General features: G+C 65.7%; 20 protein-coding genes and 1 pseudogene. 11 read left to right on the top strand and 10 right to left on the bottom strand.

The genetic code is table 11. The annotated features are described in order from the left end of the window. Positions 1-20: 20 nt before the first annotated feature. Positions 21-2,108, bottom strand: a complete 2,088-nt coding sequence (locus A5788_RS11320) for a heavy metal translocating P-type ATPase (RefSeq protein WP_064864070.1) — start codon at positions 2,106-2,108, stop codon at positions 21-23. A 78-nt stretch (positions 2,109-2,186) separates the two neighbouring features. Here A5788_RS11320 and A5788_RS11315 point away from each other — a divergent pair, with 78 nt between their 5' ends. From A5788_RS11315 to A5788_RS11300, 4 genes are all read left to right on the top strand, one after another. Then, positions 2,187-3,476 (top strand): MFS transporter, encoded by a 1,290-nt coding sequence (locus A5788_RS11315; protein WP_231894138.1) that lies wholly within the window; start codon positions 2,187-2,189, stop codon positions 3,474-3,476. 9 nt (positions 3,477-3,485) lie between these two features. Continuing rightward, entirely contained in the window at positions 3,486-3,842 is a 357-nt protein-coding gene (locus tag A5788_RS11310; protein WP_049699384.1) for an ArsR/SmtB family transcription factor, read from the top strand. Between the two features lie 110 nt (positions 3,843-3,952). Beyond that, positions 3,953-5,323 carry an ABC1 kinase family protein gene (locus A5788_RS11305; RefSeq protein ID WP_064864068.1) on the top strand — a complete coding sequence of 457 codons (1,371 nt, stop codon included), beginning with the start codon at positions 3,953-3,955 and terminating at the stop codon, positions 5,321-5,323. An 89-nt stretch (positions 5,324-5,412) separates the two neighbouring features. Then, a complete protein-coding gene (locus tag A5788_RS11300) occupies positions 5,413-6,975 on the top strand; it encodes a DUF3068 domain-containing protein (RefSeq protein WP_064864066.1) in 1,563 nt (520 codons plus the stop codon). Positions 6,976-7,250: 275 nt separating this feature from the next. On the opposite strand, the gene A5788_RS11295 is transcribed toward A5788_RS11300, so the two are convergent. Then, positions 7,251-8,210, bottom strand: a complete 960-nt coding sequence (locus A5788_RS11295) for an alpha/beta hydrolase (RefSeq protein ID WP_049699381.1) — start codon at positions 8,208-8,210, stop codon at positions 7,251-7,253. A 346-nt stretch (positions 8,211-8,556) separates the two neighbouring features. Between A5788_RS11295 and A5788_RS11290 the strand changes: the two genes are divergently transcribed. The 5 genes and pseudogenes from A5788_RS11290 to A5788_RS11270 all read left to right on the top strand — a co-directional run bounded on the left by A5788_RS11290 (position 8,557) and on the right by A5788_RS11270 (position 16,029). Then, on the top strand, positions 8,557-10,233 hold the full coding sequence (locus tag A5788_RS11290) for an FAD-binding dehydrogenase (protein ID WP_416259141.1): 1,677 nt from the start codon (positions 8,557-8,559) through the stop codon (positions 10,231-10,233). 98 nt (positions 10,234-10,331) lie between these two features. Further along, positions 10,332-11,408 carry a Dyp-type peroxidase gene (locus A5788_RS11285; protein ID WP_049699486.1) on the top strand — a complete coding sequence of 359 codons (1,077 nt, stop codon included), beginning with the start codon at positions 10,332-10,334 and terminating at the stop codon, positions 11,406-11,408. A gap of 64 nt (positions 11,409-11,472) precedes the next feature. Further along, positions 11,473-12,273 (top strand): family 1 encapsulin nanocompartment shell protein, encoded by an 801-nt coding sequence (locus tag A5788_RS11280; protein WP_049699380.1) that lies wholly within the window; start codon positions 11,473-11,475, stop codon positions 12,271-12,273. A 71-nt stretch (positions 12,274-12,344) separates the two neighbouring features. Continuing rightward, positions 12,345-14,078: an ABC transporter ATP-binding protein gene (locus A5788_RS11275; RefSeq protein ID WP_064864064.1), complete on the top strand. Its 1,734-nt coding sequence runs from the start codon at positions 12,345-12,347 to the stop codon at positions 14,076-14,078. Further along, positions 14,075-16,029: pseudogene (locus A5788_RS11270) on the top strand (ABC transporter ATP-binding protein). The gene A5788_RS11275 and the pseudogene A5788_RS11270 overlap by 4 nt, the downstream one beginning before the upstream one ends. Here the strand turns inward: A5788_RS11270 and A5788_RS11265 are convergent. Continuing rightward, the gene (locus tag A5788_RS11265) at positions 15,966-16,958 is read right to left on the bottom strand and encodes a type IV toxin-antitoxin system AbiEi family antitoxin domain-containing protein (RefSeq protein ID WP_064864062.1); all 993 of its coding nucleotides are present in this window, start codon (positions 16,956-16,958) and stop codon (positions 15,966-15,968) included. The pseudogene A5788_RS11270 and the gene A5788_RS11265 overlap by 64 nt on opposite strands. A gap of 157 nt (positions 16,959-17,115) precedes the next feature. Then, the gene (locus tag A5788_RS11260) at positions 17,116-17,784 is read right to left on the bottom strand and encodes a hypothetical protein (RefSeq protein WP_064864060.1); all 669 of its coding nucleotides are present in this window, start codon (positions 17,782-17,784) and stop codon (positions 17,116-17,118) included. 44 nt (positions 17,785-17,828) lie between these two features. Here A5788_RS11260 and A5788_RS11255 point away from each other — a divergent pair, with 44 nt between their 5' ends. Then, complete coding sequence (locus tag A5788_RS11255) at positions 17,829-18,401, top strand: YdeI/OmpD-associated family protein (RefSeq protein WP_064864058.1); 573 nt, start codon at positions 17,829-17,831, stop codon at positions 18,399-18,401. A gap of 12 nt (positions 18,402-18,413) precedes the next feature. Here the strand turns inward: A5788_RS11255 and A5788_RS11250 are convergent, their stop codons facing one another. From A5788_RS11250 to rnhA, 6 genes are all read right to left on the bottom strand, one after another. Beyond that, positions 18,414-19,205, bottom strand: coding sequence for an SDR family oxidoreductase (locus A5788_RS11250; RefSeq protein ID WP_064864056.1), 792 nt, complete (start codon positions 19,203-19,205; stop codon positions 18,414-18,416). A gap of 64 nt (positions 19,206-19,269) precedes the next feature. Further along, positions 19,270-20,271, bottom strand: coding sequence for an aldo/keto reductase (locus A5788_RS11245; protein WP_064864054.1), 1,002 nt, complete (start codon positions 20,269-20,271; stop codon positions 19,270-19,272). Beyond that, entirely contained in the window at positions 20,268-20,735 is a 468-nt protein-coding gene (locus A5788_RS11240) for a MerR family transcriptional regulator (RefSeq protein ID WP_064864053.1), read from the bottom strand. Before A5788_RS11240 ends, A5788_RS11245 begins: the two co-directional genes overlap by 4 nt. 29 nt (positions 20,736-20,764) lie before the next feature. Further along, positions 20,765-21,271, bottom strand: coding sequence for a gluconokinase (locus A5788_RS11235; protein ID WP_231894139.1), 507 nt, complete (start codon positions 21,269-21,271; stop codon positions 20,765-20,767). Beyond that, positions 21,237-22,172, bottom strand: a complete 936-nt coding sequence (locus tag A5788_RS11230; protein ID WP_064864051.1) for a D-isomer specific 2-hydroxyacid dehydrogenase family protein — start codon at positions 22,170-22,172, stop codon at positions 21,237-21,239. Before A5788_RS11230 ends, A5788_RS11235 begins: the two co-directional genes overlap by 35 nt. Beyond that, complete coding sequence (gene rnhA, locus A5788_RS11225; RefSeq protein ID WP_049699485.1) at positions 22,172-22,660, bottom strand: ribonuclease HI; 489 nt, start codon at positions 22,658-22,660, stop codon at positions 22,172-22,174. Before rnhA ends, A5788_RS11230 begins: the two co-directional genes overlap by 1 nt. A 69-nt stretch (positions 22,661-22,729) precedes the next feature. On the opposite strand from rnhA, the gene A5788_RS11220 reads away from it, so the two are divergent. Next, positions 22,730-23,506, top strand: coding sequence for a methyltransferase domain-containing protein (locus A5788_RS11220; RefSeq protein WP_064864049.1), 777 nt, complete (start codon positions 22,730-22,732; stop codon positions 23,504-23,506). Positions 23,507-23,575: the final 69 nt, after the last annotated feature.

Genomic DNA, 23,575 nt, shown 5'->3' with positions numbered 1-23,575 from the left:
TCGAAAACCCTCCACGAAGACTACGCCGAGATTCGCGGTTCGTGTAGATCGGCTCGACGCAGGAGTTGGGCGTTGAGCGCGACGATGATCGTCGACAACGACATCAGCAGGGCTCCGACCGCCATCGGGAGCACGAAGCCGATCGGCGCGAGGATGCCCGCCGCGAGCGGCACAGAGATGAGGTTGTACCCGGCGGCCCACCAGAGGTTCTGCTTCATCTTGCGGTACGCCTTGCGTGAGAGTTCGATCGCCGACACGACGGTCCGCGGGTCGTCTCCGGCGAGCACGACGCCGGCCGACCCGATCGCCACATCGGTACCCGCGCCGATTGCGATACCGACGTCGGCGCGCGCGAGGGCTGGGGCGTCGTTGACGCCGTCACCCACGAAAGCCACGGTGTGGCCCTGCTTCTGCAGTTCGGAGACGATCTGCTCCTTGTCTTCCGGCCGCACCTGCGCGTGTACCTCGGTGATGCCCACCGCCTTGGCCACCCGGTCGGCGACGTCTCGGGCATCGCCGGTGATCATCACCGACTCGATGCCGCGGTCACGGAGTTCGGCGACCGCCTGGGCCGATTCGGGACGCGGCTCGTCGGCGAGTGCGATCACGCCGACTACCTCGTCATCGATCATGATGTACAGCACCGTGTTTCCCCGAACATCCCGTGCAGCCGAGGCGAGATCATCTGGGACAGACACATTTTCGACGAGCCTCGGACCTCCGACGGACACCTGCCGACCGTCGACGACAGCGCGCACACCCGTTGCGGCGTGCGTACTGAAATCCTTCGACGACGCGGTGCGCACACCCTCGTCCTGCGCGGCACGCACGATGGCGTGGGCGAGCGGGTGCTCGCTGTGCATTTCGGCCGACGCTGCGAGACCGAGAAGCTCCTCCTTCGAATACCCCTCGCGCGCAACGATATCGGTCACCTCGGGCCGTCCACGGGTAAGCGTTCCGGTCTTGTCGAAGCAGACGACGTCGATTTGCCGAAGGGTTTCGAGCGCGATCCGATTGGTGACGAGCACACCCATCCGGGCGGCACGTTCGGTGGCGATCGAGACCACCAGCGGTATCGCGAGTCCGAGTGCGTGCGGGCACGCGATGACCAGCACCGTGATCGTGCGGATGACTGCGTCCTCGGGTTGTCCGATCGCCGTCCAGATGATGGCGGTCAGCGCCGCGGCGCCAAGCGCGAACCAAAAGAGCCAGCCCGCAGCACGATCGGCGAGTCGTTGCGCACGCGACGTCGAATTCTGCGCCTGCGCGACAAGGCGCTGGATGCCCGCGAGCGTCGTGTCGTCGCCGACAGCTCTGACCCTCACCGTGATCGCCGAGTCTGCGGTGACCGTTCCTGCGACCACCTTGTCGCCGACCTTGCGGGTGACGAGATCAGACTCTCCGGTGATCATCGACTCGTCGAGTTCTGCTGTGCCGTCGATGATTACACCGTCCGCGGGCACCCTGCCCCCTGGACGCACGATCACCACGTCGCCCTCGACGAGGTCGGCCGGGGCGACCGTCTCGGTCTGCCCACCACCTGGATCGCCGACGACGCGCTCGGCTTCGTCCGGCATCAGTGATGCGAGCGAATCGAGTGCCGACGTGGTCTGCGCGATCGAGCGCATCTCTATCCAGTGCCCGAGCAGCATGATGACGATGAGAAGTGCCAGCTCCCACCAGAAGTCGAGATCGTGAGGGAGCAGGTGAAGCGACGCACCCCACGACGCGACGAATGCGACCGTGATCGCCAGCGCGATGAGGGTCATCATTCCGGGTGTGCGCGAACGTAGTTCGCTCACGGCACCGGTCAGGAACGGCCGTCCGCCCCAGAGGTACATGACCGTGCCGAGCACCGGCGAGATCAGGCGCACCGCGTTGTCGGGGACGGTGTAGCCGACGATCGACCCAAACATCGGCGAAGCCACAACGACCGGGATCGCGATCACGCACATGATCCAGAACAACCGTCGGAACATCGCGACGTGGTCCATGTGCCCGTGCGCCATATCCCCGTGGTCCATGCCGCCGTGGTCCATGTGCTCGTGGCCCATGTGTTCGTCGCTACCTGGTTCTGCGCCCTTGGCCGCGTGCCCGTGCGTTTCCATATCCTCTTTATACCCCCCTAGGGTATATATCGCACGAATATATGTGCGCAGATGCGCACATATAGCTAATATCGCCCCGTGCGGGCATTCAGCTATCCGACTTTCCGTCGGCTCTACGGCGCGCAGGTGGTGTCGCTGCTGGGCACCGGCCTGCTCACCGTTGCGTTGGGTCTGCTCGCCTACGACCTCGTGGGCCCCGACGCCGGTCGGGTTCTTGGCACGGCACTCGCGGTGAAGATGGTCGCGTACGTCGTGATGGCCCCGGTGATGCGCGCGCTCGTCACCGCCCTACCGGCCTCGCGAGTGCTCGTCGGCGCAGACGTCGTACGTGTCGCAATAGCCTGCTGTCTGCCATGGGTCGGCCACGTCTGGCAGATCTATCTCCTGGTGTTCGCTTTGCAGACCGCATCGGCGACCTTCACGCCGACCTTCTCGGCAACCGTTGCGCGTGTGGTCGACGACCGGGACGACTATTCGTCGGCCGTCGCGGCATCGCGGATCGCCTACGACCTCGAATCCGTCGGCAGCCCGCTGATCGCAGCGGCGCTGCTGACCGTCGTGTCGTACTCGACTTTGTTCGTCGGCACCGCGCTCGGCTTCGCCGCGTCCGCCGTCCTCGTCATCTCGTGCCGCCGCAGCATCAAAGAAAGGCCCACCTCCACCGCCGAGAGCTTCGCCAGGCGAACCCTCGCGGGTTGTCGGATCATGCTGGCGCGCGGTTCGTTTCGCGGGGTGTTGTGGATCAACGTCGTCGTCGCAGCGGCCACAGCGCTTGTCATGGTTGGGACAGTGGTCTTCGTCCGCGCCGACCTCGGAGGTTCCGCGACGGCGGTCGCGGTGGCGCTCGCCGTGTTCGGCGCGGGGTCGATCGCCGCCGCGCTCCTCGGCCCGACGATCTTCCGATGCGCGGGAACCTCGCGGCCGATGCTGGCCTGCGCCCTCGCCTGCGTGATCGGCGTCGGGGCGATGGCTGTCTGGTTGGGCGCGTCGTCGTACATCACATTGCTCGCACTCTGGGCAGTGCTTGGTGCCGCGACGTCGATCATCTCGACCGGCACCGCACGTGTGCTGCGCGATCACAGCACCGACGCCGACCGGGACGAGGTGTTCACCGCCCAGTTCTCGCTCTCGCATGCCGCGTTCCTGGTGACCTATCCACTCGCCGGTCTCGGCGCCTCGACCAGCGGGCAAGTGGTGTGTGCACTCGCACTGTCGGCGCTCGCGCTGCTCGGACTTGTCGGCGCCGCGTACAGCTGGCGACCAGCGACTGCCACCCGAACAGCGAACACACGACCGGCGAACCTACGAATCCACCCGCGGATCTCACTTACGATGAACCGAGCAACCGCAACCGCCGACGAACGGTGATCACCGCCGATGAAACAGGCAGCCACCCCTGCCCCGAGCCTCGAGCACCGGGTCAGCCCCGACCCCGAGCTCCTCGGTACCGCAACAGCGCTCTTCACCATGCTGTCCGACCCCACTCGGCTGCACATCCTGTGGCTGTTGCGCGACGAGGAGCGTGACGTCACGGCTCTGACCGAGGCCGTCGGAGCGTCGCGGACTGCGGTCAGTCAGCATCTGGCAAAACTGCGCTTCACCGGGCTCGTCGACACCAGACGCGAGGGGCGTCGAATCATCTATCGTCTACGCGACGGGCACGTCGGCAGGGTCATCGCCGAGGCTCTCAACCACGCCGACCACCGCGTTTCAGGGGAGCCCGAGCACGGCTGAGGCGCGACCCGACACCTGGGCCGTTCGTACGCCTTGTCCGATTCCCGACACCGACCTCCTACACTGGGCGCGACGCGGGAACCCGCAAGCACGACGAGCAGGGGGGGAATATGGACAGCACAGTTGACGACGGTCGCCACGCGCGTCTACGCCCGGCGTCGCCGATCGCCGAGGTCACGCGCCTCGGTGTGACCACCGCCCACGCAACGCTGGGCGTCGGCAGATTCCTCCTTGACACCGCATTCGACGCAGTGCATCTGCGCGCACCGAGCGGGAAGCGCGCAGCGGCGCAGGTGCGCGCGACCTTCGAGCATCTCGGCCCCACCTACGTAAAGCTCGGACAACTCATCGCGTCGAGTCCCGGTGTTTTCACCGAGACGTTGGCGTCCGAGTTCGAGTCGCTCCTCGACAGCGTGCCGCCCGCCGACCCCGGTGAGATCCGACAGGTCTTCATCGACGAGATCGGCCGCGCCCCCGAGGACGTCTTCGCCGAGTTCGACCCCGAGCCGATCGCATCGGCATCCATCGCCCAGGTCCACACCGCGAGGCTGCACAACGGCGACGAGGTCGTCGTCAAAATCCAACGTCCCGGAATCGCCGAGCGCCTCGCACCCGACGTCGCGATCCTCGAACGACTCGCGAGCCTCGCCGAGATCTCGGAGTACGGCCGGATGTTGTCGGCGCGACACGTCGTCGAGGATTTTGCCGACGGTCTCGACGCCGAGCTCGATTTCCGCAATGAGGCCGACGCCATGCGCGAATGGTACGAATGTCTCAAACCGGGACAGTTCGGCGATCGCGTCCGCGTTCCCCACGTCTACGACGACCTGACCACCGCGCGCGTCATGACGATGGAACGCATCTACGCCACCCGCATCGACGACGTCGCCGCTGTGCGCGCCGCCGGGCATGATGGGGTCGCGCTGTGCCGAAACCTGTTGCTGTCGCTGCTCGAGTCGGCGTTCCACGGCGGCTTGTTCCACGGCGACCTCCACGCGGGCAACGTCCTCGTCGACGCAGACGGTCGGCTGGTGCTGCTCGACTTCGGCATCGTCGGACGCTTCACACCACGCACCCGACGCATCCTGCGTCAGCTCGTCGTCGACCTCATCGTCCGCAACGACTACGAATCGGCGGGTCGCGCCATCTTCCTGCTGGGAGCTGTGCGTAACCCCGGTTCGACGACGCAGGGTGGGGCTGACATCCGCAAGATCACCACACCGCTGTCGACCACGGATCTCGGCGACATGAGCTACACCGACCTCGGGCGACAACTCGCGGCGGTCGCACGGGCACACGACGCCCGGTTGCCGCGCGAGTTGGTGCTCGTCGGAAAGCAACTGCTCTACGTCGAGAAGTACATGAAGCTGCTGGCACCGCGCTGGAAGGCGATGTCGGACGCGGAGATCTACGGCTACATGGCCGGAATCATGAAAGAAGCCGAACGGGACAGGCGTGCCGATCGCACCGGCATGGGCTGATTCCCGTTGGCCGACCATTAGGGTGAGAGCGTTGACCGTGGCCTGCTCGTCGACACGACGGGCCAGGCCGAACCGCACAGGAGTCGAGAATGAGACGAGTTTGGCTGGCGCTGCTGGCATTCCTCGGGGTTGCTTGCATCACCGCGGCGATCGCCATCCCGGCGTTCCTGGTGCCTCAGTTGCGGGTGGTGCCACTCGATCTCGATATCACGTCTGTTGCCTCGACGGTTCCTGCCGACGGATCGGCCGGCGAACGATTCCCGGCGGTCATCTTCGATCGCTGCTCGGTCTCACAGCCCAAGGCCCGCACGCTTGACGCACACCTGACGCAGCAGCGTCGAAGCGTGATCATCGAGCCTTCGGACAAGCGACAGGCCACTCTGCAGTCGGCGCAAACCGTCCAGATCGACCGCATCCGCGACGCCGACGGCAAGGAGACGGACCCACCGGCCCCGCGCGCCGACGGCGACCTGAAATGCGACGACGGCCTGCTCACCGCAACCATCGACAGGGTTTCGGTCAACCGCAAGACATCGGTGCCCAACGGCACCGTCAGCGCTCTGCAGCTCGAGGCCGCACCGGAGGGCGTGAACGTCAAGGACGTGTCGGTCCAGTTGCCCGACCGTAAGGGGTTCCAGTACAAGTTCGGCTTCAACGTCAAGAAGCGGTCGTACCTGTACTACGACCTCAACACCCGCCAGGATCAGCCTGCCAAGTACGTCGGCGAGAAGACCTTCAACGGGGTCAAGACCTACGAGTTCGTCTCCGAGGTTCCCGAGACCGACCTCTCGTCGCTGCCCAACGCACAGGGTGAGGCCGCGCTGGGCACGATGCTCACGATGCCCGCGAAGTGGTGGGGAATCACCGGGCGCGGCGTGAAGCCCGACGACAAGATCACGATGCACCGCTACGCATCGGCGACGCGCCACGTCTTCGTCGAGCCCGAGACCGGCACCATCGTCAACGGCCGCGAGGACCAGCGCCAGTACTTCAAGTCGCCCGACCAGAGCGACGGAACGCCCGCACCGGTCCGCGATTTCAAGCTCGACGCCCTGAAGGCCACGTTCCAGTGGGCGGACGGCACCGTCAACGCGCAGGCCGATCGCGCTGGCCACTACATGAATCTGCTCAAGCTCGGCGGATTCTGGTTGCCGCTCATCCTCGGCATCGTCGGAGCACTGCTACTTCTCGCATGGCTTCTGATCATCTGGCGGACACGTAACAGCGCCGACAAGAACCTCGAGAACCCCGACGTCTACGACGACGAACCGGGCTTCTTCGACAAACGCGAGTCCGACCGCAGCAGCGCCGCGACAACGACCGCCCTCGCCGGAACAGCCGCGGGTGCAGGCCTCGCTGGCCGCAACCGCCACGCCGCGGCCGACGACACGGACGACGCCGCGACGACGTCGATCGGTGCGACCGGGACGGAAGCGAACGCCGACGAGGACGACGACGCGTACATGTGGGACCGCCCGACTCAGCGCATCCCGCGCGTCGAAGGTCCCACGGCCTCCGACGCCCCGGAGGGCGACGACCAGCCGACCCGCCAGGTGCCCGCAGTCGATGACGACTCATCCGACACCCCGCGCTCCGCGCTCGACGAGGCCCGCGCCTTCCGCCGCCGCGGCACGCAGGACTCGGGCGAGTAGGCCGCAGCTAGCTCGCCGCTGGTCGGGCCGGCTCACCCTCGCTGGTTGAGCCGGGGCCACTTCTCTCGCTGGTTGAGCGGCCACACCCCGCTGGGTGAGCCGCCTTTACCGCTGGTTGAGCGGCCGCGAGCGAAGCGAGCAGCCGAGTCGAAACCACTCACCCGCACACCGCACCACCCAACGCAGCACCCACACACGACGAGGGCCGGCGATCGATCCGATCGCCGGCCCTCGTCGTGTTCAGTTGTTCAGTCGTTCAGCTACCTGGCCGCGGCTCAGAAGAACGCGGGGCGGAAGGTGGTGTTCCACGACTGGCGGAAGTTCTCCTGCCAGTAGTCCCACCAGTGGTCGCCGTCCGGGGTCACGTGCGTGGTGAGCTTGACGCCCGGGACCGCTGCGACGCGCGGGATGTAGAGCCGCGTGCTGACCGATGCGGCAACCTCGAGCGGAACCATCTGCGAGAACTTGACCGGGTTGAAGTTCGCGCTCGTCGGGTTGATCGAGCTGTCGAACTTGCTACCGAGTCCGGTGCCCGACGACAGGTACACGTAGTCGCCGGCCAGGTTGTTGGCACTCAGGAACGGGTCGTTCTGGAACCACTGGCCTGCCGGGTAGAAGCCCCACATGTTGTTGGGGTCGCCGCCCATGGTCGCGACCGACGCCTGGATGCCCTGCGTGAAGCCGGGGAAGGTGACGGTCGGGTAGCCGCTGTAGGACGCGACCGCCTTGTAGAAGCCCGGGTGCCGCGACGCGAGGTTCAGCGCCGACGTTCCCGACATCGACAGACCGGCGATGCCGTTACGACGGTTGTCGGAGTTGTGGTTCTTCTTCATGTACGCGGGCAGTTCGCGTGTCAGGAACGTTTCCCACTTGTTCACGCCCAGCTTGGGGTCGGGACGCTCCCAGTCTGTGTAGAAGCTGCCGCCACCGCCGAAGGGGATGACCAGGTTGGTGCCCTTGCCGGCCATGAAGCGGTCGGCGCCGGTGTTGTTCTGCAGCCAACCGCTGGTGTTGTTGGGAGCCCGCAGACCGTCGAGCAGGTAGAGGGTGGGCTTGGGGCCGCCGCCACCACCGTCGACGATGCGAACCGGGATGTTCTTGTGCATCGATGCGGAGTACACGTATTCGGTCTGGCCGGCCGCGTGGGCTTCCGGGGCCACGGCCATGGTCAGGCCGCCGAGCGCCGCCATGGCGCCCACAGCGGCAACGAGGCGCTTGCGCGCACGAGTCAACATATGAGAAGAGTCCTTACGATCTTGACCCGGACGGGCCTCGTTCATACGGGCAGGAAATGGGGGTCAGCGGCCATACCGACTGAGTTGGTCCCCAACGCGACAGAGTGTAACGGCTGCATAACGCAGCAGCAAAAGGTACATCGACCCTTGACCGTCGGTTGAGACACGCAGATGATCATTACCCACGTCACACGCGCGGTCCATACCTGCGCTGCGTCAACTAGGTCACAGGGCGCCCAATTGTCACATGTCGGTCGTCACATCTCGATACCCGTCGGCGCTACCTCACCGAGGGCTCCGGGGATAGGGTCGATCCCACAAGCAGGACATATCGAGGAAGGCTCTCGTGAACACAGCGCACGTGGATGCAGGACAAGCCGACGCCATCGTTGTCGGGTCCGGCCTTGCCGGACTCGTCGCGACCTATGAACTCACCAAGGCGGGTCGTCGGGTGATCGTCGTCGACCAGGAGAACCGCAACAACCTCGGTGGGCAGGCGTTCTGGTCGCTGGGCGGACTCTTCCTCGTCGACACTCCCGAGCAGCGTCGACTCGGCATCCACGATTCAGCGGAACTCGCCCTTCAGGACTGGATGGGTTCTGCGGGCTTCGACCGCGACGACGAGGACTACTGGCCTCGACAGTGGGCTCGTGCCTACGTCGACTTCGCAGCCACCGAGAAGCGTCAGTACCTGCATGACCTCGGCCTGCGCATCACGCCGGTCGTCGGCTGGGCCGAACGCGGCGGCGGTTTCGCCGACGGCCACGGCAATTCGGTGCCCCGCTTCCACCTGACCTGGGGCACCGGACCCGAGGTGGTCCGGATCTTCGCCGAGCCCGTGCTCGACGCCGAGCGTCGCGGACTCGTCGAGTTCCGCTTCCGACATCGCGTCGACGAGATAGTCGTCGAAGACGGCACCGCTGTCGGTGTGCGCGGGTCAAAGCTCGCTCCGACGGCCGCCGGGCGCGGCGAGGCGTCGAACCGAGACGAGATCAGCGACTTCGAGATCCGCGGCGGTGCGGTCATCGTGACGACCGGCGGCATCGGCCACAACCACGAACTGATTCGCAAGAACTGGCCGACGGAACGTCTCGGGCCCGCACCGAAGACGATGATCTCCGGCGTCCCCGCCTACGTCGACGGCCGCATGCTCGGCATCGCCGAGGAGGCGGGCGCAAGCCTCGTCAATCGCGACCGCATGTGGCACTACACCGAGGGCATCCACAACTGGGATCCCATCTGGCCCGACCATGCCATCCGCATCATTCCCGGGCCGTCGTCGCTCTGGCTCGACGCCAACGGCAATCGACTCAAGCCGCCGAACTTCCCCGGCTTCGACACCAATTCGACGATGCGCGAGATCCTCGCGACCGGCCACGACTACTCGTGGTTCATCCTGACGCAGTCGATCGTCGAGAAGGAGTTCGCGCTGTCGGGTTCGGAGCAGAACCCCGACATCACGGACAAAGACCTGAAGTTCGCCGCGAAGAGTCGTTTCGCGAAGGGCGCGCCCGGTCCTGTCGAGGCCTTTCTGAAGAACGGCAGCGACTTCGTCGTCGCCGACAATCTCGCAGAACTCGTCGCAGGCATGAACGAGATCACTCGCGGCCCCAAGCTCGATCTGCAGCATGTCGAGCGCGTGATCTCCGCCCGCGACAACGAGATCGACAACAAATTCTCCAAGGACGCGCAGCTGATGGCGATCACCAACGCTCGCCAGTTCCTCGGCGACAAGATCGTGCGCGTGGCCAAGCCCCACAAGATCCTCGACCCTGAACACGGGCCGCTGATCGGGGTGCGACTGAACATCCTGACGCGAAAGACGTTGGGCGGTCTGGAGACCAACCTCGAGTCGGCCGTGATGCGACCAGATGGTTCGGTCTTCGACGGACTGTACGCCGCGGGCGAGGTCGCCGGATTCGGCGGCGGTGGCGTGCACGGATACAACGCGCTCGAGGGAACATTCCTCGGCGGTTGCATCTTCTCCGGCCGCGCCGCCGGACGAGCGGTCGCGCGCGGCTGAACCGACAACTGTCGTACACGACCAGGCGTGCCTGACCTGAGTTTTGTGAGGACACACTTTCACCGGCGCGCATTGCGCGCTGCACTAGAGTGAAAACCGTGCCCGTACCGCAGACGATTCTGACACGCAAGACAAAGCACGCGTTGTTCCTCGTCCTGACGATCAACGCGGGTGGCGAGGACGCTGTCCGAGGAATGTTCGACGTCCTCGGGTCACGCATCAACTCCGTATCGTCCCGAGCGCCCGAGCAGGCACTTGCGGGCATCGTGTCGATCGGCTCGGACGCGTGGGACCGCTTGTTCGCGGGCAACCGCCCCAAGTCGCTTCGACCCTTCGTCGAGTACGCGGGCGATGTCCACACCGCCCCAGCGACTCCCGCCGACCTCCTGCTCCACCTCAAGGCCGACGCGATGGACCTCTGCTACGAGCTCGGCCGCATGCTGATGAGTGAACTCGGCGACGCCGTGACCGTCGTCGACGAGGTGCACGGCTTCCGCTACTTCGACCTACGCGACCTCATCGGCTTCGTCGACGGCACCGAGAATCCCGTCGGCCAGGCCGCGATCGACGCGATCACGGTCGGCGACGAAGACCCCGCGTACGCGGGCGGTAGCTACGTCGCCATCCAGCGCTACGTCACCGACTTCAAGGAATGGGATTCGATCTCCGTCGAAGACCAGGAGGCGGCGATCGGGCGAACCAAACTCGACAACATCGAGATGTCCGACGACGTGAAACCGACCAACTCGCACATCGCACTCAATGTGGTCAACGACGTCAACGGTGAGCAGATCGACGTCGTCCGCGACAACATGCCCTACGGCGAGGCCTCCGGCATCGGCGACTCCGGCACCTTCTACATCGCGTACTCCTCGGCACCCGACGTCACCGAGGAAATGCTGCGCAAGATGTTCATCGGCGATCCCGCCGGAAACTACGACAGGCTGCTCGACTTCACCACCGCCGTCACCGGGGCACAGTTCTTCACCCCGACCGTCGACTTCTTCGACGACCTCCCCGATGCCCCACCCGCCGCTGAGTCGGATTCCGACGACGACGCTCCCCACGACGCACCCGCGCCGGTCACGCTCGACGCCGCATCGCCGGTTCCACCACCCGAGCCGACTGACCCCGGCGACGGGTCGCTGGGAATCGGATCACTGCGCCCCTCGTGACTCCTCCGCACCTTCTGCCTGACAACACAACCCGCCACCAACACCGACTACCAGGAGACGCACCATGAACAATCTGCATCGCGAACTCGCCCCCATCTCCGCGTCCGCCTGGGAGGCCATCGAAGAAGAGGCGGCTCGGTCGTTCAAGCGCAACATCGCGGGCCGTCGACTCGTCGACGTCAAGGGACCGCTCGGACTCGAGGCGTCGTCGGTCACGCGCGGACACCGCACCAAGATCGACGCCCCCGCTGACGGCATCCAGGCGTTCAAGCGCAGCGTTCAGCCGCTGATCGAACTCAAGGTGCCGTTCACCGTCACGCGCGAGGCCATCGACGACGTCGACCGCGGCGCGGAGGATTCGGATTGGGATCCGGTGGTCGACGCCGCGCGCGAACTCGCGCTGGCCGAAGACCGCGCGATCTTCGAGGGCTACGCCGCCGCAGGCATCTCGGGCATCCGCGCCGAGGCCACCGCAACCCCCATCCCGCTGCCCGAGGACGTGCGTGACTACCCCGAGGCGTTCAGCGCGGCGCTCTCGACGCTCAAGCTCGCGTCGATCGACGGGCCGTACTCCATCGCACTCGCAGCCGATGTGTACAACCTCGTCAACGAGACGTCGAATCACGGTTACCCGGTCCGCCAGCACATTCAGCGTCTGATCGACGGCGAGATCGTGTGGGCGCCCGCGATCACCGGAGCGTTCGTATTGTCCACGCGTGGAGGCGATTTCGAGCTGACGATCGGCCAGGATGTCTCGATCGGCTACGACTCGCACGACGCCGACGTGGTGAACCTGTACTTCCAGGAGTCCTTCACCTACCTCACCTACACCGGTGAAGCGGCAGTCGCATTGACGTCCGCCTGACGCGAGCCCCCGGGGTATTTCCCTCGCACCGTGTCGGCACACCTTGCTAGCGTCGTGTGAGTGAGCGCCACATGCTGACCCGCCTGATCAGGACATACCTCTCGCGGTACCCCTGGCACATGCTCGCCGTCGTGATACTGCAGCTCGTCGCGACGGTGGCCATGTTGTACCTGCCGACGCTGAACGCCGACATCATCGACAACGGCGTCGCGAAGGGCGACACGTCGTACATCCTGCGCATCGGTGCGGTCATGCTCGTCATCACGATCGCCCAGATCGTGTGCACCATCATCGCCCAGTACTTCGGCTCGCGGGCAGCGCTCGCGACCGGACGCGACATCCGGCACGACCTGCTGCACCGGATCAACACCTACTCGGCCAGGGAGATGGGGACGTTCGGCGCGCCGTCGTTGATCACCCGCACCACCAACGACGTCCAGCAGGTGCAGTTGTTGATCGTCATGAGCACCACCATCCTGGTGATGGCGCCCATCATGTGCATCGGCGGCATCATCATGGGCATCAAAGTGGGGTCGCAGTTGTCGTGGGTGCTCGTCGTGGCGGTGCCCGTTCTCGCGGTCGCGATGGGGGTCATCATCGCGCGCATGATTCCCGGCTTCCGCGCGATGCAGGAGCGTATCGACGCGGTCAATCGTGTTCTGCGTGAACAGATCACGGGCATCCGAGTGGTCCGGGCGTTTGTGCGCGAACGCTACGAGATCGACCGCTTCGCCACCGCGAACGACAGCCTCGCCCAGGCCACGCTGCGTGTCGGCCGCATGCAGGCGTTGATGTTCCCCGCCGTCATGCTGATCACGAACGTCACGATCGTCGCGATCATCTGGTTCGGCGGCCACCTGGTGTCCGACGGCAGCATCGAGATCGGTGCGCTGACCGCGATGATCACCTACGTCATGCAGATCCTGATGTCGGTGATGATGGCGTCGTTCCTCGCAATGATGGCGCCACGCGCGACGGTCTGTGCCGAGCGCATCTGCGAGGTCCTCGACACCGAGACCTCCGTCGGAGCACCGCAAAACCCGGTGCCCTTCGCCGCGCAACCGTCGACTGTGGAGTTCCGGGGGGCTCAGTTCCGCTATCCGGGCGCCGACGATCCCGTGTTGTCCGACATCAGCTTTCGCGTCGAACCCGGCACCACGACCGCCATCGTCGGCTCGACCGGCTCCGGCAAGACCACGCTCGTCGGTCTGGTGCCCCGACTCATCGACGTCACCGCCGGTGAGGTTCGTGTCGGCGATACCGATGTCCGACGCCTCGACCCCAACGCCCTGCGCGACGCCATCGGCCTCGTCCCGCAGCGCCCGTACCTGTTCTCGGGGACCGTCGCGTCGAACATTCGCAACGGCAAACCCGACGCCACCGACGACGAGATATGGGAGGCGTTGCGGATCGCGCAGGCCGCCGACTTCGTCGAGCGCATGCCCGACGGCCTCGACACCCCGATCTCCCAGGGCGGCACCACCGTGTCGGGTGGTCAACGTCAGCGCCTCGCAATAGCCCGCGCGTTGGTGCGCAAACCGTCGGTCTACCTCTTCGACGACGCGTTCTCGGCACTCGACGTCGCCACGGACGCCCGCCTCCGCGCCGCACTCGCGCCCGCGACGTCGGAGTCCGCCGTCATCATCGTCGCCCAACGCATCTCGACCATCGTCGACGCCGAGCAGATCGTCGTGCTCGATCGCGGTCGGATCGTCGGGATCGGCACACACGACGAACTTCTCGCGACCTCCGAGACGTACCGCGAGATCGCGGAGTCGCAGCTCGCGATCGGAGAGTCGGCATGACCCGCGCTGGCGGCGGCGCCCCCGCATCCCCGGGGCCCGGCCGCGGCCCGATGGCTGCGGGGCCGGTCGTGGCGAAGGCGCGATCGTTCGGTCCGTCGATCAAGCGGCTGATCGGACTGCTGTTCTCCTACCGGACGTCGATGAGCGTCGTCGTGTTGTCGATCATCGGATCGGTGATCCTCACGGCGTTCGCACCGCGAGTGCTCGGCGACGCCACCAACATCATCTTCGACGGCGTCGTCGGCAAGATGCTCCCCGCGGGAACGACCAAGGCGCAGGCCGTCGAGGGGCTGCGTGAGCGCGGCAACGGCACCCTCGCCGACATGGTGAACTCGATGAACGTCACCCCGGGCGTGGGCATCGACTTCGGCGACGTCGGCCGCGTGTTGCTGATCGTGCTGGCGCTCTACATCGGCTCGTCGCTGTTGTCGTGGCTGGCGCGTATCTGCTCAACATCGTCGTCGTCGGAACCGTCAAGCATCTGCGCGCAGAGGTCGAGGCCAAGATCCACCGCCTCCCGCTGAGCTACTACGACACCACCGCACGCGGCGATCTGCTCAGTCGCGTCACCAACGACCTCGACAATCTGTCACAGACGTTGCAGCAGACCATCTCCCAGTTGCTGAACTCCATCCTGATGGTGATCGCGATCCTGGTGATGATGCTCTGGATCTCGCCACTGCTGGCGCTCATCGCGCTCGTCACCGTGCCGCTCGCCGCGGGTGCAACCGCGCTGATCGCCAAACGCTCCAAGCCGCACTTCCTCGCGCAGTGGTCGTCGACCGGCAAGCTCAACGCACAGGTCGAAGAGGCGTTCACCGGGCACGAACTGGTGACCGCGTTCAACCGCCAGGCCGACGTCGAATCGGAATTCGACGAGCGCAACGAGAAGCTCTACCAGTCGAGTTGGCGTGCACAATTCATCTCGAGCACCGTCATGCCGACGATCATGTTCCTCGGCAACCTCAACTACGTGGCGGTCGCGGTCGTCGGCGGACTGCGCGTGGCATCGGGTGCGTTGAGCCTCGGCGAGGTGCAGGCGTTCATCCAGTACTCGCGACAGTTCACGCAGCCACTCACGCAGATCGGGTCGATGGTCAACCTGCTGCAGAGCGGCGTCGCGTCGGCCGAGCGCATCTTCGACATCCTCGACGCCGACGAGCAGACCCCCGACCCGAAGAACCCCAAGACGCCTGAGCACGACCGTGGGCTCATCGAATTCGACGACGTCTCGTTCCGCTACGTCGCCGACAAGCCGCTCATCGACGGCCTCTCACTCGTCGCGCGTCCCGGCCACATGGTCGCCATCGTCGGGCCGACCGGCGCGGGCAAGACCACCCTGGTCAACCTCATCATGCGCTTCTACGACGTCGACTCCGGAACCATCACCGTCGACGGCGTCGAATCCCGTCAGATGACCCGCGACGACCTACGCGAACGCACCGGAATGGTGCTGCAGGATTCGTGGCTGTTCGGCGGAACCATCTACGACAACATCGCCTACGGCGACCCCACCGCGTCGCGCGAGGAGGTCCTCGAGGCCGCGCGCATGAGCCACGTCGACCACTTCGTCCGCATCCTGCCCGACGGCTACGAGACGATGCTCGACGACGAGGGCGGCGGCGTGAGTGCCGGTGAGCGACAGCTCATCACGATCGCGCGCGCCTTCCTCGCACGCCCGACCATCCTGATTCTCGACGAGGCCACCAGCTCCGTCGACACCCGCACCGAGCTGCTCATCCAGAAGGCGATGGCGGCACTGCGCACCGACCGTACGAGTTTCGTTATCGCGCACCGCCTTTCGACCATCCGCGATGCCGACGTCATTGTGGTGATGGAGGATGGGCACATCGTCGAGCAGGGCAACCACGACGAGCTCCTCGCCGCTCAGGGCGCGTACTGCCGGCTGTACCGCAGCCAGTTCGCCGGGGCCGTCGACTCGGAGGCTTGAGCGCTACCCATTCCGCCAATCTCCAAGCGCTCCAGCCACTCTCGCACCATCGGCACCATGCGGTTTTGTCGCAGATCGGCCCAGACCCATCGGATCACCATCGGCCCGAGGCGCCTGACGCCATCTTCGCGGGCCTTCTCGCGCTTCATCACGTCGAGCGCGGTCTCGTCGTCGCCCAGATCCTTGGTGTACTTGCGCATACCGTCGAACTCGCCGACGAGCTTGCCCTCCCAGTCGTAGTCGACCTTGGCGACGAATCGGCCGTCGGCGTCGAAGTATTCTCGCTGCAGACGCGGGACCGGCAGTTCGGCGACGATCATCTGACCTCTGCCCCACGACTCGCCCGCGTTGTCGGCCAGTGGGCTCGCGAACGCAAGCGCCCTTCGTGCGACGGCGACACCACGACGTCGAGAATCGAGGAGCGCCGACATCCTCTCGCGGTCAGCACCGAGCCGGAGCGCGGAGTCGAGCACGGCCAGTGCCTGGAAGAAGTTGCCGCTGCACGCGATGTCGACGGCGGTGACCTCCAGCGACGTCACCGTGATGCCGTCGATCGCCGTGACGTCGTCGGGCCCCAGACGACCGGAGTGCAGATGTCGCTGGGTTTCGATGCGCCCGCCGGTCTTGTGCCCGGTGGTCAGGTGGACCCGCGACAGGTCGGGGAACAACAGCGACATCCCGTGGAGCACTCCCGCCGACTGATGGCTCAGCGGCACGTCGGATTCGGACAGCAGCGTTGCCGCGACCGCCTTCAGCCGATGCTTGACCTCCGGCGTGCGGCTCTTGTCGGGCAGCACGTAGGCGCCGGGCCACACCCGCACGAGAGTGCCCGCGTCGACGGCTCGCGTGAGTTGTCGATCGGAGGCGCCCGCGTCGAGCGCCGTGCGTCGCAGTATCAATCCGTGTTCGTTGACCGGGAAAGTGTCCATGCATATCCGACGTCGACAACGCCGATCTGGATCCACCCGATTCCGGGCCTGTGCACAACCGACAGCCGGGCCGAAAGAAACACGCGCGTCTGACACATGCGCGCGAAGTTCCGCGCGCATCTGTCAGAAACACGTGTTTCCTCGACGCAGCGCCCGCTCAGCGCTCCAGCTCGCCCGCGATTCGCTGCTCGATCTGGGCGGCGGCGACATCCGGGACGTCGATGAGTCCGTCGAGCTCCTGGCGGGCCTTGCGGTAGGCGGCCTGGCGTTCCGCGGGTGTGGCGGCGGCGTCTGCGGCGACGGAGATCAGCTTGCGCGCGCGGTCGAGCGACTCGCGCTCGATGGGCGAGAAGTCGGACTGTTTGCGACGCCGCGCCTCGCGTTCGGCCGCGTCGAAGGCCGCTGCGTAGTCGCCGACGGCGTCGCGGTAGCGCTCGAACTCGAGCGGGTCGAGCTTCTGGTCGGCCGACGCCGGGCGCAGATCGTCGGCGCGGATCTTCGCGCGATGAAACGCCAGCGTCAGCGGCTCGCGCATGTCGGTCATCATGGGGAACTCGATCAGTGTCGCCAGGTCGAGTTCAAAATCGAACCATCGCTGATCTATCGCGTCGTGCTTCTCGAGCACCTTGGTGATGGCTGACTTGTCGGCCTGGGTGAGTCGTAGTTGCTCGGTCTGCGCACTCGCCTTGACCCGGGCGAGTTCGATCTTGTCGCGTCGACGCTTCTCGTTGTAGCGGGCGACCGACCCGGCCCAACCGCCGATAACTCCGCCAATCGGGAAAATCAGCCACCAGTTATTGCCCATGAAGTGCAAGAACTGATCCATGAGACAACAGTACCCACGTCAGCGGCCGCGACTACCGTGTGGACATGGCCAAAGCGGACGCCCCTACGCACGTCTTCGACACCATCGACGACTGGCGGAACTGGCTCGCGGACAACCACGATTCGTCGTCGGGAATCTGGTTGGTGTTCTGGCGCAAGGACTCCGGCCGCGTCGCCCTCGACTACGACGAAACCGTCCGCGAGGCGCTGTGCTGGGGATGGATCGACGGCCACACCCGCACACTCGACGAGCAGCGTCGCGGAATGTGGTTCACGCGCCGGGGCCGCTCCAGCGCGTGGTCGGCGTCGAACAAGAAGCGGGTGACCGAACTCCGCGCCGCCGGCCGCATGCAACCCGCCGGCCAGGCCGTGATCGACGACGCCAAGGCGCGCGGCCTCTGGAATCTCCTCGACGACGCGGAGGCGGGTGTTGAGCACCCCGAGCTGACCGCGGCACTCGACGCGACGCCGCAGGCGCGCGAGCACTGGGACGCGTTTCCGCCGAGTGCGCGGAAGCTGGCGCTCACCCAGATCGCGATGGCACGCAAACCCGAGACCAAGTCCGCTCGCATCGCGACCATCGTCGAGCGTGCATCCCGCAACGAACGGCCGTCGTAAGGCGAACCCGTCCTACATATCGGGGATCGGGAGATCGAGGTTCGGAGCGATGATTCCGCCGTCGACCTCGAGAACCTTTCCGGTCACGTAGGCACCGGCAGGCGACGCGAGGTAGACGGCCGCGGCGGCGATGTCTTCGGGCTCGCCGAGCCGATGCATCGGTGTCGAGTTCTCGATTGCCGCCCGGATCGTGTCGTCGGCCGCCACGATATCGAGGGCCGACGTCAGGATCGCCCCAGGCGCGATGGCGTTGACCCGGATACGCGGATTGAGGTCCATCGCCGCGAGCCGCGTGTAGTGCGCGAGCGCGGCCTTGGCCGTTCCGTACGCCGCGTACGCACGGCCCGGCAGCCGCCCCATCGCAGAGGTGATGTTGATGATCGATCCCGAGCCGGCCGTCTCCAACACCAGCGGAACCGCGGCCGTCACCAGCGCATGAGCATTGGCCACATTGAAACCGAAGGCGTCGCTCAGATTCTTTGGCGAGGTGTCGAGCAGCGGTCGTGGCATCGCGCCGCCGACGTTGTTCACGACGGTGTCGAGCCGTCCGAACGCGTCGACGGCGGTCTGCGCGAGGGCTGCCGCAGCGTCTGGATTGGAGAGGTCGGCGACGACGACGCGCGCACGCCTGCCCAGGTCGGCGACCTGCGCGGCCACCTTCTCCAGTTCGCTTTCGCTGCGTGCTGAGATCACCACGTCGGCGCCCGCCTCGGCGTACGCGATAGCGATCGCCGCTCCGAGGCCGCGGCCCGCGCCCGTGATGACCGCGACGGTGTCGTCGAGTCGGAATCTGTCCAGGATCACGACTCCCGACAATGCCACAGAACTGCAACACGTTCTAGATTTTGGCGCAGGAGTGCGGCACGGACTACGACGACCTGCCCGCCACCCAGTCCATGTCGGGGTAGCGGTCGCCCGCGGGGCGCAGCGTCGACAATCGCTCGAGCTGATCCGAACTCAGCTCCACCGACAGCGCGCCGAGGTTCTCGTCGAGGTAGCGAGTGCGCTTGGTGCCGGGGATCGGCACGACGTCGCCACCCTGAGCGAGCAGCCACGCCAACGCGACCTGCCCCGGGGTGGCGTCGACCTCGCTTGCCACTGCACGTATCTCGTCGACCAGCGCGAGGTTGTGGTCGAGGTTCTCGGCCTGCCACCGCGGGAGCGTCAAACGGAAGTCACCGTCGGAAACCTGCACTGCCGCAGCAGATCCCGTCAACATGCCGCGGCCGAGCGGACTGTAGGGGACCATCGTGACGCCGAGTTCGCGTGCGGCGACAACATCCGACGATTCGACGTCCCGGCTGAACAACGACCACTCCGATTGCAGCGCGGCAATGGGATGCACCGCCGCTGCGCGACGCAGGGTGTCGGCGTTGGCCTCGCTGATCCCGAGTTCCCGAACCTTTCCGGCGGCCACCAACTCTGCCATCGCCCCGACAGTCTCCTCGATAGGCAGCTTCGGGTCGACACGATGCAGGTAGTAGAGGTCGATGGTGTCGACGCCGAGACGTCGCAGCGAGGCGTCGACCGCCGACCGCACATACGCAGGCGAACCGTCGACTTCGCCGTTGGGATAACCGGTTTCGGGGTCGAGCACGATGCCGAACTTGGTCGCGAGCACCACGTCGTCTCTGCGGTCGGCCAGAACTCCCGCGAGAAGTTCTTCGTTGGCTCCCGCACCGTAGACGTCTGCGGTGTCGAGCAGGTTGACCCCGACGTCGAGAGCGTGATGCAGCGTCGACCTCGCCTCGTCCTGATCGGCCTCGCCGTAGGCGAAACTCATTCCCATACAACCCAATCCGAGCGGTGAGACCTCAAGGGAGCCGATGCGCCTGCGGTTCGCGGTTGTCGAGTCTGTTGATGCGGTCATGGCTGAGTCCTTCCGCCGTAGGTGGCGATCTTGTATTCGGTTGCTGCCAGCGAGAGCGTGAGTTCTGAGATCTGGCGTCGAATCGTGTCGCGATGTTCCAGCAACATCTCGAGCCGCTCCGGGACGGTGTCTTCGCCCTCGTCGACCAGTTCGACGTAGTGCTGGAGGTCACGAATGGCCATGCCCGACAGCCTCATTCGTGTCAGGAAGACCAGCCTCCGCACGGCGTCGGCGTCGTAGCGCCGGTTTCCCGACGCATCGCGGGGCACGGAGACGAGTCCGATCCGCTCGTAGTACCGCAGTGTGTGCGCCGAGACGTCGAGCATCTCCGCCGCCTGGGCAATGGTCAGCGGTTCGTCGATCTCGTCCGCTTCGACCAGGCGGTGGATGACCTCGACCGACAGCGGACCGTCGAGTTCGTTCAACGTGGCCAACGCCCTGCTCATGAGGTGATCTGTACTCATGACAGCAACGCTAGGCCTTAGAGCGCGCTCTAACGCAACACCTGATCGACGATCACCTCGAGCGGCAGCGTGGCGTCGACGGTCATCCCCTGCTCGTCGGGTCCGAGTGGTTCGAGTGCGGCGAACTGCGAGTCGATGAGCGCCGCGGGCATGAAGTGGTCTCGCCGCCCGCGTACGCGTGTCAGTGCAGCGTGACGGTCGAGGGCGAGCATCACGAAGAACACTCCGGGCGCCTTACGGCGCAGTCGATCCCGATAGCTGCGACGCAGTGCCGAACAGGCGGCAACGCCGTCGTCATGCTCGGCGAGCCAGGTACCGACCACCTCGAGCCAGGGCATCCTATCGGCGTCGGTGAGTGGATGTCCCGCAGCCATTTTCGCGATGTTCGCGGCCGGATGAAGGTCATCGGCGTCGACGAACGGCGCCTTCAACCGTGCAGCAAGCGCCGCGCCGACCGTGCTCTTCCCACACCCCGACACACCGCAGACGACGATGGGGGACTCAGTAATCGCGACCAGCCGCCACGGTGGACACAAGATCGTCTCCTGCGCGGAACCGGCGGATGTTCTCCGCGATCCACGGCGCGAGCTCGCGAGTGAGACCCGACGATGGGTTGGCGATGTGCGGTGTGATGATCACGTTCGATAGCGACCACAGCGGATCGTTTCGCGCAGGCGGTTCGGGATCGGTCACGTCAAGTGCAGCGCCCGCGATCTCATGCCCCTTGAGCGCCCAGTACAGCGCCTGTTGGTCGACGAGAGGTCCGCGTGCGATGTTGACCACCCACGCATGGGAAGGCAACTGCGCCAACACCTTTCCGTTGATCAGGTGATGGGTTTCGGGAGTCGACGGGGCGGCGAGGACCACGTGATCGCACGACGACCACACCTCATCCATCCGCGACGACGGCAACGTGCGCTCGGCGCCGTCGACCTCGCGTCCCGAATGATTGACCGCGAGAACCGAAGCGCCACAGGCCTTCAGACGAGGAATCAGCGATCTCGCGATGCCACCCGCACCGATGATCGCCACGGTCGCCCCGCGCAGTGTGCGCACCGCGGGGTCGATGTGGTCTTTGTCCCAGCCCCACCGCACCGAGGTGTTGATCTGCCGAAGACCGGCCAGCAAGAGCGCGAGTGCGTGCTCGGCGACGTTCTCGGCATAGAAGCCGGACGCATTCGTCCACACGCGCTTGTCGTCGAGAACACCCGCGGCGACGAACTCTTCGATCCCCGCCGTCTTCAGTGCTACCCATTCGACTGTGTCGGGGAGATCGGGGAACCCCGCCGCGCCTCCCAGCCAGATCAGAACCCGTGCGGCGTCGAGGTCGGTCTGCGTCGCGTCGGCGTCGTCGAGTGCCGCGGCGATGTATTGATCGCGCTCGGGGAGGACGGCGACCGAGATCGTCGAATCAGTATGCGAGGCGGCCGAACTCATCACTCACGCCCAGCGAGTTTCTTTGCGGCAGATGTTGCGAGCGTGTCGGCGATCTCGTTGTAGTGGTCTCCCGCATGACCTTTCACCCATTTCCAGGTCACCTCGTGCACCTTCTCCTCCTCGATGAGGCGGCGCCACAGGTCTGCATTCTTCACGGGCTTCTTGTCTGCTGTTTTCCAGCCGTTGCGCTGCCAGCCACTCACCCACTTGGTGATGCCGTTTCGCACGTAACTCGAGTCGGTGTAGAGGATCACCTTCGACGGCTTGGTCAGTGCCGCGAGTCCCTCGATCGCTGCCGTCAATTCCATCTTGTTATTGGTGGTATCGGGTTCAGCGCCGGAGATTTCCTTCTCATGACCGCGGTATCGCAGAACCGCACCCCATCCGCCCGGCCCGGGATTCCCCAGGCAGGCGCCATCGGTAGAAATTTCGACGACGTCTGCGGCAGCCGATGCGGCCGTCACCAGTGCGTTGTCACCATCGTTCACGAGAGTCTCTGACACTCCTCCCAGGTTACCCACTGCCATGATCGCTGTGAATTGCATAGAGTTGGTTGCATGCCGGTCTGGGATCCGAGTCGATACCTACAATTCTCCGACGCTCGTGCCCGCCCCTTCCTCGATCTGATCGCCGAGGTGCCGACCAATCCGTCGACCATCGTCGATCTCGGATGCGGGCCTGGGCAGCACACCAAGCACCTACGCGAACGCTGGCCCGAAGCCCTGGTCCTCGGGATCGACGCCTCGACAGAGATGATCGCCGAGGCCATCCGAGAGAACATGGACGGGCTGGCCAACTACGACGTCGCCGACCTCACCGAGTGGACACCTCCCGAACCCGTCGACCTGTTCTTGTCGAACGCGGTGTTCCAGTGGGTCCCCGATCAGGAAGTCGCGATCGAGCGGCTACTGCCCCACCTCAACGACGGTGGCGCCTTCGCAATCCAGGTTCCCAACAACACCGGTGCCGCCACCTATCGCAGCCTCAACGAACTCGCTGAGGAGGAGCCGTACGCGCAGTACCTCGGCGACGTCCGCAGACTCCCCTGGCTCGAGCCCGACTTCTACCTGAACTTCTTCGCCGAGCGCGGCTACGAGGTCAACGCGTGGGAGTCGACGTATCTGCACATACTCAAGGACAAGGGCGACGACCCGGTCTTCGACTGGATCTCCGGCACCGGCGCGCGTCCCTTCCTCGAGGCGCTTCCCGACGAACTGCGTGACGAGTTCAGCGAACAACTCAAGCTCCGACTCCGCGCGGCCTACCCCGCCCGCGACTGGGGCACGGTGCTGCCCTACCGCCGCACCTTCGCCGTGGCCTACCTCCCCCGCTGACCCCCACCACCGCGACCAACACGACCGAATGCCATGTTGCCGCAGCAAGACTCCCGAGCAGCCAGAACA

The sequence above is a fragment of the Gordonia sp. 852002-50816_SCH5313054-c genome (assembly GCF_001665925.1).
Taxonomy (GTDB): Bacteria; Actinomycetota; Actinomycetes; order Mycobacteriales; family Mycobacteriaceae; genus Gordonia; species Gordonia jacobaea.
This window is presented reverse-complemented; position numbering and strand designations above follow the sequence as displayed.